The 15,307-nt window shown below is 69.2% G+C and carries 14 protein-coding genes and 2 pseudogenes; 5 read left to right on the forward strand and 11 right to left on the reverse strand.

Features of this window, described 5'->3' with window-relative positions:
• Positions 1-44 precede the first annotated feature (44 nt).
• Positions 45-248: an NADPH-dependent FMN reductase gene (locus tag SLP03_RS31535; protein WP_413644472.1), complete on the forward strand. Its 204-nt coding sequence runs from the start codon at positions 45-47 to the stop codon at positions 246-248.
• On the opposite strand, the gene SLP03_RS06300 is transcribed toward SLP03_RS31535, so the two are convergent.
• Genes SLP03_RS06300 through SLP03_RS06320 form a run of 5 tightly spaced genes read right to left on the reverse strand, consistent with a single transcriptional unit; the run spans position 245 to position 3,781 of the window.
• Entirely contained in the window at positions 245-691 is a 447-nt protein-coding gene (locus tag SLP03_RS06300; protein WP_319459564.1) for a (4Fe-4S)-binding protein, read from the reverse strand. The genes SLP03_RS31535 and SLP03_RS06300 overlap by 4 nt on opposite strands.
• The gene (locus tag SLP03_RS06305) at positions 688-984 is read right to left on the reverse strand and encodes a GNAT family N-acetyltransferase (RefSeq protein WP_319459565.1); all 297 of its coding nucleotides are present in this window, start codon (positions 982-984) and stop codon (positions 688-690) included. Before SLP03_RS06305 ends, SLP03_RS06300 begins: the two co-directional genes overlap by 4 nt.
• Positions 981-1,670, reverse strand: a complete 690-nt coding sequence (locus SLP03_RS06310; RefSeq protein ID WP_319459566.1) for an NADPH-dependent F420 reductase — start codon at positions 1,668-1,670, stop codon at positions 981-983. Before SLP03_RS06310 ends, SLP03_RS06305 begins: the two co-directional genes overlap by 4 nt.
• Before the next feature lie 37 nt (positions 1,671-1,707).
• Entirely contained in the window at positions 1,708-2,739 is a 1,032-nt protein-coding gene (locus tag SLP03_RS06315) for an LLM class flavin-dependent oxidoreductase (RefSeq protein ID WP_319459567.1), read from the reverse strand.
• Positions 2,732-3,781, reverse strand: a complete 1,050-nt coding sequence (locus SLP03_RS06320; protein WP_319459568.1) for an LLM class flavin-dependent oxidoreductase — start codon at positions 3,779-3,781, stop codon at positions 2,732-2,734. Before SLP03_RS06320 ends, SLP03_RS06315 begins: the two co-directional genes overlap by 8 nt.
• Positions 3,782-3,893: 112 nt before the next feature.
• On the opposite strand from SLP03_RS06320, the gene SLP03_RS06325 reads away from it, so the two are divergent.
• Positions 3,894-4,382 carry a MarR family winged helix-turn-helix transcriptional regulator gene (locus SLP03_RS06325; RefSeq protein ID WP_319459569.1) on the forward strand — a complete coding sequence of 163 codons (489 nt, stop codon included), beginning with the start codon at positions 3,894-3,896 and terminating at the stop codon, positions 4,380-4,382.
• Positions 4,383-4,589: 207 nt separating this feature from the next.
• Here the strand turns inward: SLP03_RS06325 and SLP03_RS06330 are convergent, their stop codons facing one another.
• Positions 4,590-6,761 carry a hypothetical protein gene (locus SLP03_RS06330; protein ID WP_319459570.1) on the reverse strand — a complete coding sequence of 724 codons (2,172 nt, stop codon included), beginning with the start codon at positions 6,759-6,761 and terminating at the stop codon, positions 4,590-4,592.
• Between the two features lie 405 nt (positions 6,762-7,166).
• Between SLP03_RS06330 and SLP03_RS06335 the strand changes: the two genes are divergently transcribed.
• Together SLP03_RS06335 and katG are read left to right on the forward strand one after the other, a co-directional pair.
• Positions 7,167-7,595: a Fur family transcriptional regulator gene (locus SLP03_RS06335; RefSeq protein WP_319459663.1), complete on the forward strand. Its 429-nt coding sequence runs from the start codon at positions 7,167-7,169 to the stop codon at positions 7,593-7,595.
• Positions 7,592-9,826 carry a catalase/peroxidase HPI gene (katG, locus tag SLP03_RS06340; RefSeq protein WP_319459664.1) on the forward strand — a complete coding sequence of 745 codons (2,235 nt, stop codon included), beginning with the start codon at positions 7,592-7,594 and terminating at the stop codon, positions 9,824-9,826. Before SLP03_RS06335 ends, katG begins: the two co-directional genes overlap by 4 nt.
• Positions 9,827-10,146: 320 nt before the next feature.
• On the opposite strand, the gene SLP03_RS06345 is transcribed toward katG, so the two are convergent.
• The 4 genes and pseudogenes from SLP03_RS06345 to SLP03_RS06360 all read right to left on the reverse strand — a co-directional run bounded on the left by SLP03_RS06345 (position 10,147) and on the right by SLP03_RS06360 (position 13,905).
• Positions 10,147-11,352 (reverse strand): Ig-like domain-containing protein, encoded by a 1,206-nt coding sequence (locus SLP03_RS06345; RefSeq protein WP_319459571.1) that lies wholly within the window; start codon positions 11,350-11,352, stop codon positions 10,147-10,149.
• Positions 11,353-11,828: 476 nt separating this feature from the next.
• Positions 11,829-13,078 (reverse strand): annotated as a pseudogene (locus tag SLP03_RS06350) (DUF2201 family putative metallopeptidase).
• Positions 13,075-13,395 (reverse strand): annotated as a pseudogene (locus tag SLP03_RS06355) (AAA family ATPase); the annotation flags it as partial. The pseudogenes SLP03_RS06355 and SLP03_RS06350, both read right to left, overlap by 4 nt.
• 9 nt (positions 13,396-13,404) lie before the next feature.
• A complete protein-coding gene (locus SLP03_RS06360) occupies positions 13,405-13,905 on the reverse strand; it encodes an inorganic diphosphatase (protein ID WP_319459572.1) in 501 nt (166 codons plus the stop codon).
• A 539-nt stretch (positions 13,906-14,444) separates the two neighbouring features.
• Between SLP03_RS06360 and SLP03_RS06365 the strand changes: the two genes are divergently transcribed.
• Positions 14,445-14,675: a DUF2188 domain-containing protein gene (locus tag SLP03_RS06365; RefSeq protein WP_319459573.1), complete on the forward strand. Its 231-nt coding sequence runs from the start codon at positions 14,445-14,447 to the stop codon at positions 14,673-14,675.
• A gap of 258 nt (positions 14,676-14,933) precedes the next feature.
• Here the strand turns inward: SLP03_RS06365 and SLP03_RS06370 are convergent, their stop codons facing one another.
• Positions 14,934-15,161, reverse strand: coding sequence for a hypothetical protein (locus SLP03_RS06370; protein ID WP_319459574.1), 228 nt, complete (start codon positions 15,159-15,161; stop codon positions 14,934-14,936).
• Between the last annotated feature and the right edge of the window lie 146 nt (positions 15,162-15,307).

Raw genomic sequence — 15,307 nt, forward strand, 5'->3', positions numbered from 1 at the left:
GGTGGGGCTGATGGCTGAGCCGGTCCGGGCACGGCGGCTGAGCGATGAGGAGGGCCGCCGGCTGCGACGGGTTCGTGATGGTCACGCCGGAGTACGACCACTCGTCCGGCGCACTGAAGAACGCGCTCGACTTCCTCTACAACGAGTGGAACAAATCGGCGAGTCTACGAGAACATCCCTGCCAGGGAATCGTTGCGCGGCCTGCGAACCACACTCCGCCGCCGGGCGACCGCCAGGGAGCTGACTAGAGCTCGACACCACACGATCCGTCGCAGTACGGGGCGAGCTCGGTGGCGCCGCAGGCGCAGGCCGCCATCCGGGTCTCGCGGCGCATCCCGACACCGACGCCGGGCTGATCCGTCCACACCCGCAAGTCGCCCCGCAAGAGGAGAGGACCACCAGGCACCGCTCGTACGGTCGTCACCGGATCAGGTTGCTCGGTGTCGGCACCGGTCGTCGGGCGATACTGCAAGGCCCCGGTTGGGCACCGCCTGATGATGGTCGCGACCTCGTCTGCCAGTGCGGCCCCGGGCAGGATCCATGGGCGTCGTCCAACATCGAACACCTTCGGTAGACCCCGGACACACTCGCCGGCGTGCCGGCACCGGCGAGCGTCGTAGCTGACCAGGATCTCCGGGCCGGAATACCGCTTCCCGTCATCGAAGGGGTCGTGCGTGGCCGGCTCGGTCACGGGTGCCGGACCAGGTCGGCATACTCGGCATGGCGGCGGATGTAGGAGACGATGAACGGGCAGAGCGGGGTGGCGAATCGGCCCTGCCGTCGCACATCGTCCAGCGCCTCCCCGACCAGCCGCGAGCCCAGTCCGCGCCCCTCGTGGGCGACGTCCACCTCGGTGTGAGTGAACACCACACGGTCGCCGACGAGGCGGTAGTCGGCGAAGCCGGCGAGAGTGCCGTCGACCAGGACCTCGTACCTCTTCATTTCCGGATTGTTCCGGATGACGATCATGTCGACGTCACTCACTGTCTGCCTCCCTGGTTGATCGGCCCCCGCCGCGGGAAGCGGTCGAGTCTGGCTCGGACCTCGTCAGCGTCTACGTCGGCGCCGAAGAGCTCGGTGCCTGGTTCGAAGCGTATGCCTTCGGCGAGGGGGCCGGCGATGACCGGGTCGAAGCCGAGTGCGTCCACGAGGGAGGCGACGGCGGCGAGATCGGCGGGGTGGTCGCCGGCGATCGCGACAGCCGTGCGTGCGGCAACGCCTGCGGGGCGGGCCGTGTCCTCGATGTCGTGGTAGCCCACGTGGTTGAACGCCTTGACGACACGGGCGCCGGGAAGGAACGCCTGGACGATCTCGCTCGAGGACGTGCTCGGGTCGGTGAGGTCGTCTCGGATGCCGTCGACTTCCCACCAGTAGTTCATGGCGTCGATGACGAGCTTGCCGCGCAGCGCGTCTGCGGGGATGCTGCGGTACTTGCCGAGTGGCAGGGCGAGGATGACGATGTCGGCGCGGGCCGCGGCGTCGACGGCGGTGGTGGCGACCGCGCCGGGAGTGAGCACCTCGACGGTGAGCGCAATTCTGGCGGGGTCGCCCGAGCCGGCGATGAGCACACGGTAACCGGCGGCCAGGGCGAGCCTCGCGAGAACGGTTCCCAGCTTGCCGGCACCGAGGATGCCGATGGTTCGGCGGCCGTTCTGGGCCGTGTCGTTCATCTCTGCTCCGATCGTGTTCGATGCCGCGTACCTGGGATCAGTTGGCGAGGATGTCGCGGACCATGGGGATCACCTTCGTGCCGTAGAGCTCGACGGCCCGCAGCCGGGCGGATACCGGCTGTGCGCCCGCGGTGTAGATGAGGTCGAACCGGCCGACGCCGAGGGCGTTGACCGTGCGGGCGATCTTGCGGGCGACGGTCTCCGGCGAGCCGATGTAGAGGGATCCGTGCTCGATATCGGCGTCGAACTCGGCCCGGCGGATCGGCGGCCAGCCGCGCAGGGCGCCGATCCGGTCCCGGATGACCCGGTAGTGCGGCCAGAACACCTCCTTGGCTTCCTCGTCGGTGTCGGCGATGAAGCCCGGCGAGTGCATTCCGACCGGATGCGCGGTCGTGCCGAACTGGTCCGCGGCTCGCCGGTAGAGGTCGAGGTAGGGCGCGAAGCGCTTGGGCGGCCCGCCGATGATGGCGAGCATGAGCGGCAGTCCGTGGCGTGCGGTGCGCACGACCGACTGCGGCGAACCGCCGACGCCCACCCAGGTGGCGAGGCGTCCCGATTCGGTCTTGGGGAAGACGTCGGCGTCACGCAGCGGGGCGCGCATGGTGCCGCTCCAGGTGACCGGCTGCTCGTCGAGCAGCTTCACGAAGAGGTCGAGCTTCTCCTCGAACAGCGCGTCGTAGTCGGCCAGGTCGTAGCCGAACAGCGGGAACGACTCGGTGAACGAGCCGCGTCCGAGGATGACCTCGGCGCGGCCGTGTGACAGCGCGTCCACCGTGGCGAAGCGCTGGAACACCCGTACCGGGTCGTCCGAGCTCAGCACGGTCACGCCGGAGCCGAGGCGGATGCGTGAGGTGCGCGTGGCGATGCCGGCGAGCACCGTCTCCGGGGTCGACACCGAGTACTCCGGTCGATGGTGCTCGCCAACGGCGATGGCGTCGACGCCGAGGTCGTCGGCCAGCACCGCCTCTTCGACGACCTGCCGGATCGCGGCGGCGTAGGAGATCGGTGTACCGGAGTCGTCCTCCGGGACGTCGCCAAAGGTGTCGAGGCCGAACAGGATTTCAGACATGGGTGGGCTCCTTGGTGAGGAGTTCCCGCACCCGCGGGGCGACCTCGCGGCCGAGCAGTTCGATGCTGCGGGCGCGGGCCCGCCGGGGTAGGTGCATGACGTCGTACTTGAGGTCGAAGCGGCTGAGTTGCAGGTCGCGGGCCATCGTGGCGATCTTCTGCGCGACCGTCTCGGGAGACCCTACGAACAGTGCCCCGCGGTCGATCTCGGCCTCGTAGCGTTCGCGGGTCGGCTTGTAGAAGCCGCGTTCGCTGGCCAGTTGCGCCACGACCGGTTGCCAGTAGCGCCACCAGGTCTCCGCGGCCTCCTCGTCCGTGTCGGCGACCAGCCCGAGCGAGTGCTGCCCGATCGGCTGCGCGGAGTGCCCGAACTGTTCGAGCGCGCGGTGGTAGAGGTCGACGTGGCCCGCGAAGCGTTGCGGGCGCCCGCCGATGATCGCGAGCATGAGCGGAAGTCCGTAGCGGGCGGCGCGGACCACGGAGCTCGGGCTGCCGCCCACGCCGATCCACGTCGGGATACCTCCCGGTCGCATCCGGGGGTGCAGGCGCTGCTCGATCAGCGGGCTGCGGACGGTGCCCGACCAGGTCACCGAGTCCTCCCGCTGGAGCCGCATGAACAGGTCGAGCTTGTCCTCGAACAACTGCTCGTAGTCGGTCAGGTCGTAGCCGAACAGCGGGAACGACTCGGTCGCCGAGGCGCGCCCGAGGATGAGCTGTGCCCGGCCGTTCGACACCGCGTCGAGGGTCGAGAATTCGTGGTAGAGCCGGACGGGGTCGTTCGTGCTGAGCACCGTGACCGAGGTACCGAGCCGGATCCGCTCTGTTGCCGTCGCGATCGCCGCGAGCAGCACGGGCGTCGCCGAGTCGGTGAAGCCCTCGCGGTAGTGCTCCCCCACGCCGAACAGGTCGAGGCCGACCGATTCGGCAAGCTGCGCCTCCTCGACGATCAGCCGGACGGTCTCGGCGTCGCTCAGGACACGGTCGCCGTCGGTCGCTACTTCCCCGAACGTGTTGAGTCCCAGTTCGAAGCCTTCGGCGCTCATGGTCTCCTCCTGCTCCGGTCCCGGGCAGTGCGGAGTGCCGCCCCGAGATCGCCAGACTGATTGACGTGTCAATTATGCCCACGGTATGATTGACACGTCAATTGGAGGACGGATGACGGAGAACACACCTCAGCGGCGCAAACGGCAGCTCCCGACCGCGGAGCAGCTGCGGATCTGGCGCGACTTCATCGAGACGGCGGAGGCACTCAGGTCCGAGTTGTCGTCTCGGCTGCAGAGCGAGTCCTCGCTGTCGCCCGGCGACTACGCAGTGCTGCTCGCCCTCAGCGAGGCCGAGGGGTGGCGGATGCGCTCCTCCGAGCTCGCGGCGGGCATCGGCTGGGAGCGCAGCCGCCTCTCCCATCACCTCGGCCGCATGGAGCGGCGCGCACTCATCCGCCGCGAGGAGTGCGCCGCCGACAACCGGGGAGCCGAGGTCGTGCTCACCCCGACCGGCGCTGAGGCATTCCGGGGTGCGACGGTCCCGCATCTGCGCGCCGTCCGCGAACTCTTCGTCGACGCGCTCACGCCGGGTCAACTCGCCGCGGCAGGCGAGGTCGCCGCAACGCTCCGCGCGCATCTTGGCTCATCCCGCAAACTGTGACGATCCGGGACTCTGCGCCGGGAGGGCGCAGAGTCCCGAAACAGCCAAGACGCAGAGCCGCACGGCGCCGGGGATGACCGCGGTCTGCACGTCGTTCGCGGCGGGCTCGATCCCGTGCCCGACGTGGTCACCCCAGTGAGGACGGGCATCAGCGGAGCCGGTGCCCGAAAGTGCCGACTCGCTGCAGCCGAGGCGAGCAGGGGAATCTCAACCGCTGTCGGGGTCGCGCAGCCGGTCTGCCATCTCGCGGACTGCCGTGGCGTAGCGATCGTCCGATTCATATGGCATGTGCCCCCTTATCGGCGGCGGGGCGCTGTCCCCAGGACGGGCCAGCATGCCTTCGGGGTCGCGTAGGCGGCGGTCCACCAACGCGGCGGGCAGGGGGCGCGAGGGCGGGTCGCCGGGCCGCTGTCTGGAGAAGATCCAGCCGCCGATGGGGTCGGTGTCGCTCCACAGGTTCAGCCAGCGCCACCCGATCCGGTCGCCGATTTCGTGCAGCACGGGCTCGCCGAGGTACGCCGGGTAGAGCTGGGCGTAGAGACGCTTGAGGGGGGAGGCATAGGTGAGCAGCGCGACTCGTCGCCGCACCTCTGGGCGCAGTCGCAGCACGGTTGCGGCCAGAATGACCGACCCGTGGCTGTGTCCGCTGAGCACCACCCCGTCGTAGCGTCGCGCCAGCTGGCTGATCCGATCCGTCAGCTCGGGCACCGCCCGCTCGGCATAGGAGGGCGGCGCGAACGGGTGGGCCGCGCGGGGCCAGAAGGTGCCGAGGTCCCACAGCACTCCGACGTAGCGGCGAAACCCTGCCGTCCGAAAGGTGAACAGCCCGCCCACCAGGAGCCCGACGACGACTGCGAGGATCAGGTAGCTGCCGACGGCCATCACTACGCTCAGCACATTGCCGGGCACGCCGAGGAGGCTCCGCGCCAGCGGGTTGGGCTCCAAGCCCACAAGAGCTAGCACGCTGGCCGCGAGCCCGATCACGGTCAGGCACGCGTAGGCCATGGCCAGTGAGCCCAGCTGCTCGGTGAAAGATGCCTGGATGACCGCTTTCTCCACTCGCCGGACCTGGGCGTTCGCCTCGGGCGGGGGGGCCGGGTAGTCCCGGGCCACGATGGCTGCTGCGGTTCGCCGACGGTCCGCGCGGGCCGACAGGATGATGATGACGCACGCCGTCACGGCGGCGATTGTGGTCAGGAAGAAGGCCAGGATCGCCCACCGGTATGCCGGCACTGGCAGCGCCAGGTCCCCCGACTGCAGCATGAACGGCCGCCTGCTGAGCAGAGACGCCGCACGGTAGACCAGCTCGCCCGAAAGGGCCCCCGCCAGGCCCGTCGCGACTGCGGCGACGACGGCGGCGCCCAACCCGCGCAGAAGCGCCGGCCGGCGGTCCCGGCCGCCAGGACGCCACAGCACCAGTACGGCGAGCGCGACGAGCAGCGCCGTTTGGGTGACGAACACAATGGCGACGATGTCCTCGTACCTGGGCAGTCCGTTCGACCGCGGCCAGCGGACCGGCTCCACGGCGACGGACCCGAGCGTCGCGACCGTCAGGCCGCCGGCTACGGCGCCCAGCACCAGAGGCATCCGATCCGCGGTGCTGGCGATCGGAGCTGACTCCAGTAGGCGCGGAACGCAGAGCAGCACCACACACGTGGCCAGCAGCGCTCCGGCGAGCGCGGACAGCACGACCACCGTCACGGAAGCCCCGGCGGCGGCGCGTGCGGCGAGCAGCACGACGTCCAGTGTGACGAAAGCAGCGGCGACGTGGATCGCGCGAAGACGTTTCGCCCTCGGCGAGACGTCCCACCGGTCCAACGCCGTGAGGTGGTCACTCTGCGGCTCTGCGGCCGGCAATCGGAAGGCTCCGTACGAGCGGGCCTGTCGTGCGCCGAGAAACCACACCAGTGCCACCGCGGCGAACGGCACCAGGGCCAGCAGCGCCAGGCGCAGACCGACCGGTCGGCCGTCCAGCCAGGACAGCCAGCCGCGGCCGGCGAGACAGCGGGACGAGCCCATGCACTTCCATGCCAGTAGGTCGAGGGCGACCCCAGCCGCCGTCAGCGCGTAGACCAGCGTCAGGGTGAGCGCGAGGAGCCGGCACAGCACCGTCACGCCGGACTGCAAGCCCCGTCCCGCCGGGCGCATCCAGAACGTCACGTTGCTCAGCATGCACGGCAGCAGAAACACCAGCGACAGCGTCCGCGCCGCGGTGCCCGAGGGCAGGTCGCTCCACTGGTACGCCTCCAGCACTGTCCCACCCGCACCGGTGGTGTGCCGGGATTGCGCTCGGGGGCGGTAGAAGCCGGCCCGGCGGTCGCCGGCCACCTGACGGACGTCCCGGCAGCCGAGCACCTGACCGGCCCCGGTGCCGGCCACCCCGTGAACCCTCAGCTCCACGATTTCCCCTGACAACCGCCCTTGCTCGGATGGCAGTGACACGTCGCACATCAGCCAGCGACCCCCCAAGCGCGGCGGCCAGCAGACCACGGTGAGCCACGACCATGATGGCAGTGGTCGCTACCCGGCTGGCGCCGATGGCTACCCGCGTCGAGGCCGAACAAACACCCGGGCCTGAGTGAACTGGGCGCGAGGGTGTCCGTCGCGGTGGTAAGGCGAAGCGTCAACCCCCACACTGCCCCAGGGGCGGTCTGACGAGTCCCCGTGACTGGGCCTTGGCGTGCTCTGACAGCCGCAGACTCCCCGCTACTTGCCATCTCGTCACGCGCCACCGGGTTCTTGATGCATTCAAGAACATAGTGGAGCATACTGCGCATCGTGGCCATGACCTCGGACTTCGAGCGCATGCTGCGCTGGGCCGCACTCCGCGTGACCCGTCCACGGCTGGCGGTGCTGACCGCGGTGCACGCGCATCCGCACGCCGACACCGTCTCGATCTTCGGTGCCGTGCGTAGGGAGCTTCCCGAGGTGTCCCACCAGGCCGTGTATGACGTGCTTCGTGCGCTGACCGCGGCGGGGCTGGTGCGGCGCATCGAGCCCTCCGGCTCAGTGGCTCGCTACGAGTCGCGGGTCGGGGACAACCACCACCACGTCGTGTGCCGGTCGTGCGGTGCCATTGCCGACGTCGACTGCGCCGTCGGCGAGGCGCCCTGCCTGACCGCGTCCGACAACCAGGGCTTCTCGATCGACGGGGCCGAGGTCACCTACTGGGGCGTTTGTCCCGAGTGTCTCTCCGCACCGGTAACCAGTTGAGAGAACGAGACATCAAGACAGGAGGAAAGACGGACGTGCCTGAGCACGGCAGCGAGAGCGAGAACCCAGCAATCCCCTCCCCGACTCCTAAGCCGAGTCGGCCGAGGACGAACCAGGACTGGTGGCCGAATCAGCTGAACTTGCAGGTTCTCCATCAGCACTCACCCCGGGCCAACCCCTTGGGCGAGGCTTTCAACTACGCAGAAGAGTTCAAGACCCTCGACGTCGAGGCACTGAAGCGGGACATCTACGAGGTGATGACGACGTCGCAGGACTGGTGGCCGGCCGACTACGGCCACTACGGGCCGCTCTTCATCAGGATGAGCTGGCACGCCGCCGGCACGTACCGCATCGAAGACGGCCGTGGCGGTGGTGGCGATGGCGCTCAGCGCTTCGCCCCCCTGAACAGTTGGCCCGACAACGCGAACCTCGACAAGGCCCGCCGCTTGCTGTGGCCGGTCAAGCAAAAGTACGGCCGGAAGATCTCCTGGGCCGACCTCCTGGTCTTCGCCGGCAACGTTGCCCTGGAGTCGATGGGCTTCAAGACCTTCGGCTTCGGCTTCGGGCGAGAGGACATCTGGGAGCCCGAGGAAATCTTCTGGGGGTCTGAGGACACGTGGCTCGGAGACGAGCGCTACAGCGGCGACAGGGAACTCACCGGTCCTTTCGGTGCCGTGCAGATGGGCCTCATCTACGTGAATCCGGAGGGTCCCAACGGCACCCCGGATCCGCTGGCGTCCGCCCGGGACATCCGGGAGACCTTCCGTCGCATGGCGATGAACGACGAGGAGACGGTCGCACTCATCGCCGGCGGCCACACGTTCGGCAAGACCCACGGTGCGGGCGACCCCAGCTTGGTCGGTCCCGAGCCCGAGGGCTGCCCCGTCGACCATCAGGGCCTTGGCTGGAAGAGCACCTTCGGCAGCGGCAAGGGCAAGGACACGATCACCGCTGGGCTCGAGGGGGCGTGGACGCCCACCCCGATCACGTGGGACAACAGCTTCTTCGAGACGCTGTTCGGCTACGAGTGGGAGCTGACCGAGAGCCCTGCCGACGCGAAGCAGTGGAAGCCGAAGGACGGCGCCGGGGCGGACGCCGTGCCCGACGCGCACGACCCCTCGGTCAGGCACGCCCCGATGATGGCGACGACCGACCTCGCGCTGCGGGTCGACCCGATCTACGAGCAGCTCTCGCGGCGTTTCCTGGAGGACCCGGACGAGTTCGCGGAGGCGTTCGCCAAGGCGTGGTACAAGCTGTTGCACCGCGACATGGGACCCGCCTCGCGCTACCTCGGCCCGTGGGTCCCGGAGCCGCAACTGTGGCAGGACCCCGTCCCGGCAGTCGATCACGAGCTGATCGGGGACGAGGACATCGCTGCCCTCAAGGGCAAGGTCCTCGCATCGGGACTGTCCATCTCCCAGCTGGCCTTGACCGCCTGGGCGTCGGCGGCAAGCTTCCGCGGCACCGACAAGCGCGGCGGGGCCAACGGGGCGCGGATCCGCCTCGAGCCGCAGAAGAACTGGGAGGTCAACGACCCGGCTGAGCTCGCCACGGTGCTGCAGACGCTGGAGCAGATCCAGCAGGAATTCAACAGATCACAGTCCGGTGGCAAGAAGGTCTCGCTTGCTGACCTGATCGTCCTGGGCGGGTGCGCGGCCGTCGAGCAAGCGGCCAGGAACGCCGGGCATGACGTCACGGTTCCGTTCTCACCGGGGCGCGCGGACGCCTCGCAGGAGCAGACCGACGTGGAGTCGTTCGCCGTGCTCGAGCCGAAGGCAGACGGGTTCCGCAACTACCTGCGAGCCGGACAGAAGTTGTCGCCGGAGACCCTGCTGCTGGACCGCGCCAACCTGTTGACGCTGACCGCTCCCGAGATGACGGTCCTGCTCGGCGGCATGCGGGCCCTGAACGCCAACGTGGGGCAAGCACGACACGGCGTCTTCACCGACCGGCCCGAGACGTTGACGAACGACTTCTTCGTGAACCTGCTCGACATCAGCACGGAGTGGAAGGCATCCACCTCGGCCGAGAACGTGTACGAGGGTCGGGATCGCGCCACGGGCGAGGTCAAGTGGACCGCCACCGCCGTTGACCTCGTCGTCGGTTCGAACTCCCAGCTCCGAGCCATCGCGGAGGTCTACGCCAGTGGCGACGCACAGGAGAAGTTCGTCCAAGACTTCGTTGCGGCGTGGGTCAAGGTCATGAACCTGGACCGGTACGACCTCACCTGATGCGGAGGGGCCCGGGTCACCGAGGACATGACCGGGGCCCCTCCGTCCCGCCGGGGCCCGGTCCAACGCCCGCTTCGATGGCCCGCTCGGCCCTGAGCTGCCGGAACGATCCGGCCACGTCCACGCTCGCCGGCTGGCATCCGACGCGGCAAGGGGCTTCGGGAACATCAGACAACCGGCATGCCAAGCGATGAGGATGCGCCGCATCGAGCACGCCATCGCCCGGCTTCCGGACCGGGTGTTCGTCCTTTGACGAGCCGGCAAGCGGTGGAGCCGCCTACCAGGAGGCCGCTCACCGGGCCGTGGCGTGGCACCTCTGGTCACCACTTGTCCCACGGTACGGTCCAGTCGCCCACCCCGTCGGTGAGCGCCATCCGTCGAGGGGTGTTGCGCACATCGACCACGTCACCGGGCCGGAACGTCTCGTAGAACCATCGGGCATCGGCCGGTCCGACATTGATGCAACCGTGCGAGGTGTTCTGGCTGCCGTGCGCACCGATGTTCCAGTCGGCCAGGTGGACGAACTCGCCCGAGTACGAGATCCGCAGACAGAGCTTGATGACCTCGTCGTAGTAGTTGGGATCCTTGGGATCAGCGATCCCGTAGCTGGCCGAGGTCATCCGGTGCGAGGGCTCCCGGGTCATCACCACGTGCGGGCCGGAGCGCGTCCAGTAGCTGATGACCTCCCCGTTCGCGCCCACGGCGGTGCCGCCCTTGCCCATGCTGATCGGGATGTCCCGCACCATCCTGCCGTCGATGTAAACCTTCATCCGGTGGGTGGTGGCGTCGGCGATGGCGATGCGGGACGGGCCGACGGTGAAGTTCGTGCTGGCGTTGGCGCCCCCGTAGACGCCCTTACCGAGATCACGGCCGAAGAGGTTGACCTTCACCGAAATCTTCGTGCCCGGGGTCCAGTACTTCGCCGGCCGCCAGTGCGCGTTCTGTCCGTCGATCCAACGCCACCGTCCCTCCACGGGCGGGGTGGTCTCCACCAGCATCGCCTTCTCGGCCTCAGCGCGGTTCTTCACGGACCTGCTGAAGTTCACCATGACCGGCTGACCCACCCCGTACGTGCCGCCGTCCTGAAGGGCGGTCAGCGCACTGGCCTGGAACGTGACGGAAGCGACACCGGACGGCTTGACCGTGCTGAAGCTGCTCGTGTGCCGGGTCAGCGCGCCGGCGGAATCCGCCACCGACACGGTGACCGTGTAGGTTCTGCCATAGGCCAGCTTGCCGGTCGAACGCCACGTCTGACCGTCGCTGCTCAGCTTGCCCGCGATGGTCTTACCCCCCGTGGCCACCGAGACGTCCTTGAGCGTGCCGCCCTCCACCGCCACGACGACCTGCCCGAGCGGCGACACCTTCGTGGCATCGGCGGCCGGCGTGACGGTCACTCGCACCTCGCCCGCGGGCGCACTCGCCGCAGCCAGACCGGGCTGCGACCACGCGGCTCCGGACGACGACCCACGGCTGCAACCTGCCGTAACCAAGCCGGCCGTGACACCCAAACCGGCGCCGATCAACATTCGACGACTGATCATCCCGTTCCTCTCCGCCCGGAGAGTACTTGCCGGCGGCGCGCCATGGGAGCCCGCACCGGGTCCTTGTTTTTCTCCACCAACGGCCCAAGACCGCCCGCCCCGCAGTCCCCACAGCCCCGGTTACCAACCGCCGCCGCGCAAGAGGGCGTCCCATCCCGCCCGCGTCCCGGGGAGCGAGCCGACCCGCACGACCGGGCGTCGATCGCCGGGACACCCTCGTGGGTAGCACAGCGGCGCGCCACTCGACGAGGGTGCCGTCATCGGAGGAAGCTTCTGGGGTGACGTCGCCCTGTTCGCTGGTGCGATCATCGACGCGTACGCCTTGATCAGAGGCGCGGCGGAGCTCGTCGGTGGCTGGCTAATCCGGCGGGCCACGAATCGTTACGTCGCTTCGGGCATTGAGAAGGCGGAGCAGTACGCGAATTCTGCGGTAGGAAGCAGTGGGATCTTGTCGCGTAGCTTCACCGAGCGGCCGGACCGGACCCGATGGTGACAACCCGCGCCCACTCGGGCGGCGAGTCCGGCACGTAGTCGGGATCGTTCTCGTTCCACCGAGCGACACGGGGGAACAACCCCACGACGGTGCGGCAGGGCGGCCGCGAGGTGGGCCAGGGCGTCTGCCCGTCGGTCAGCACGACAATGACGTCCGGGCACGGTCTGTCCCGCAGCGCCCGGGCGAAACCTGTGCGCAGATCAGTGCGCCACCACCCACCAGCGGGATGTCCTCGGCCCGGCACAGCGGGCGTACGACCTGGGCCGCCGCGTCGCACGGCAGCACGGTGACCAGGTCGCGCCGGCCGCCCACGGCACGAGAGATTGCGGCGACCTCGAGCAGCGCGCTGCCCAGTTCGGCGTCGCTGACCGAGCCGGACGTGTCAATGATGACGCAGACCTGCGGGGGCCGGCGCCGCAGCGCCGGCAGGACGACGCCGGGCACGCCGGCGGAGCGCCGCGACGGCCGGCCGTAGGTGTAGTCCTCACCCACGCCCGGCGCCGAGACCGCCGAGCGGACCGCCGCTCCCAGGAGTTCCCGCCATGGCTGCGGTGGATGGAACGCTTGCTCCGCCCACCGCCGCCAGCCCTGGGGGACGTTTCCCGGTCGGGCGGTGATGCCCTCCGCCACCCGGAACCGCACCACGTCCCGTTCCTGCGCGCTGAGGGCGTGCGCGCCGTCCGGTCCCAGATCCCACTCGCGTTCCAGCCCGTCGGCGCCGCTGCCGCAGTCCAGCCAGGCCAGGTGCTGGGTACGCGGTCCGAGCCGAAATTGCCGCAGGTAGTCCTCCATCAGCTGTCCCTCGGGCAGCTGCAGGGAGCTGGGCTCGACGGCGCCTTCGGGACGGGCGAGCCCGTCCCCAAAGACGTCGTCGTTGATCTCGCAGTCCGCGGCGATGTTCATCCGCAGCCGCTCCCCCGGCCCGGTCAGCCCGCGTTCCCGCGCGACCCGGTCGCCACGCCCGTGGTGGTCACGGAGCAGGTGCGAGACCTCGTGCACCCACACTCCGGCGAGTTCCTCCACCGAGGTCCGGTCCACGAACACGGGCGAGACGTAGCACCGCCAGTGCCGGTCCACCGCCATCGTCGGCACCAGCCGGGACTCGGCCACGTGCAGGGCGAACAGGGCCGTCGCCAGGTAGGGCCGGACCCGGGCGGCGTGTAGCCGGGCGCTGAAAAGCTTGTCCCGGTCCAGCGTCCCGGGGCGCCCGGTGGTCATCGGCCCGCGCGGGCCGCGACCCGGGCCGCCGCCCGATCGGCATGCCGGGACAGAGACACCGCCCCGGCGAGCCGCTCGATCGAGGCGGGCACATCCCAGTCCTCCTGGCGCAGCCGGGCGAGGGTGGACGCGGGGACAACCACCAAGTCCGGGGCGCCCGTCTCCAGCGCCCGGACCAGCAGCGCCCAGGCCGCGTCCCAGCGGGACCGCTCCGGACGTCGGCGCACCGCCTCCACCACGGCGTCCAGCACGGCTTGGTGTAGGTCGCCCCGATCGGGCAGGGTGGCGGCGACCGGATCGGCCAGCAGCACCTCGGGCTGGCGTGGTCATCTGGCAGAGGTCGGCCGGCGGGCGCGTTCCTGTGAGCCTCTGATCTCCGCTTCGGCTTCCGTCCGGCCGGCCCAGATCCCGCGTTCGATCTCGACGCTTTTGCCCGGCTCCAGGTCCTTGTACACCGCGAAGAAGTGTTGGATCTCGAGCTTGTGGAAGTGTTCCAGATCCGTGATGTCACCGAGGTACGCGAGGCGGGGGTCAGCCGAGGGCACGCACAGCACCTTCGGGTCAGGCCCCTTCTCGTCCCGCATCCGGAACATGCCGACGGCCCGGCATCGGATGAGGCAGCCGGGAAAGGTCGGTTCCTGTACCAGTACCAGCGCGTCGAGGGGGTCGGTGTCTTCACCGAGTGTGTCTTCGATGAAACCGTAGTCGGCCGGGTACTGAGTAGCGGTGAACAGGGTGCGGTCCAACCGGATCCGACCGGTCTGGCGATCCATCTCGTACTTGTTGCGTGTTCCCTTGGGGACCTCGATGGTGACGTCGAACTCCATGCGGCTGCTCCGCCCTTCGGACCTCAGTCTCCGACCGGCTATCGGCCTGGTCGGTGATGAACACGGCGATCTCGCTGCCATGCAAGTGTTCGAAACACTGATAAACGACATGGGTCAGTAGTTGTAACGGCTGGTTCGGCGGGGCGAACGCAGGCATCTCGAGAGTGTTCCGCCGCGGTTGGGGCCCGCGAGAAGGGCGAGGACCACGAGCAAGCACCGGATGCGGCCGACGCGGCAGCGGCGTGTCCGGGATGCGAGGAACGAGACATCAGCCGAGCCTTGCGGCCCGTAGCCGGGCAAGGTCTGTGCTGTACGACGACCAGGCCGAGACGGAGCTCCGACCCCGCCCGTCCTGCTGCCTCGCTCCTGCCCGATGCGGCGAGCCTCGCTCCTGCTGTACCTGACCTCGACGTCCGACACTCCTCCCGGATCATCTCTTCGACTGCTGTTGTCGCAGAGCGGCTTGGCGGACGGTTGGGGAGGATGCGGCTGGGGCAGATAGTCGTGACTGACCACGCCGACCAGGGAGGCCACGACTCATGGCAAAGGGCGACATCGAGACGTACTACGAGGATGGGCAGTGGAAGAATCGTCCTGAGGGCAACCAGCGCGCGAGCACGGTGCACGACACCAAGGCAGAAGCCGAAGCCGCGGGCCGGCAGACGGCGTCTGAGCGCGACGTCGAGCACGTGATCAAGAAGCAAGACGGCGCCATCGGCGAGAAGAACACCTACCCCCGTAGCCGCGACCCTCGCGAGATCAAAGGCTGAGCAGTTGTCCCTGCCAGTCCACAAGGCTGGCGAGAAGCCTCTCTGCTGACAATCTGACCGTTCTGACCTCCAACAGCAATTGCCAACCGATGGAGCGGTGGCGTCCGAATGTTGGACGCCACCGCTCCAGCCGGAGCATGGGCCGGCGGCTCGGCGCACGGCTGGACGGGTTGCTGATCGAGGAGTTCCTCATCGGGGGTGAGGCACGACACCGAGGTGCGGTCAATGCTGGCACCGAAGTGGGTCGACCCCCCACCATCAGTCGGCGCAGCGGCTCGGACGCTGGCGGAGGCCGCCGGCCTGGATCGTCGCGAGGACCGGCGGCAGCCCGCGCCGCACCGGGTACACCCGGTGGGCTCGGAATCGTCGGTCCGGGGACGGGCCCGCCGCGGCCACCCTGCTGGAGCTGCTCTTCGACGTGATCTTCGTGGCGTCCCTCGCGCTGACCTCGATGCTGATCGCCGAGCGGAACTCCTGGGTCGGCATCGGGCCGGGCCTGCTGATGCTGCGGGCTGGTGGACCTGGTCGATCACCTCGACCACCACCGACTTCCGCGGCACCGGGAGGTCTTCATCTTCGCGTTGGGCGAGCTCGCATCGCCGGTTTGGCACATGCCGGGCCGCAAACGGGGC

The organism is Micromonospora sp. RTP1Z1, from assembly GCF_033804685.1.
Classification (GTDB): Bacteria; Actinomycetota; Actinomycetes; order Mycobacteriales; family Micromonosporaceae; genus Micromonospora.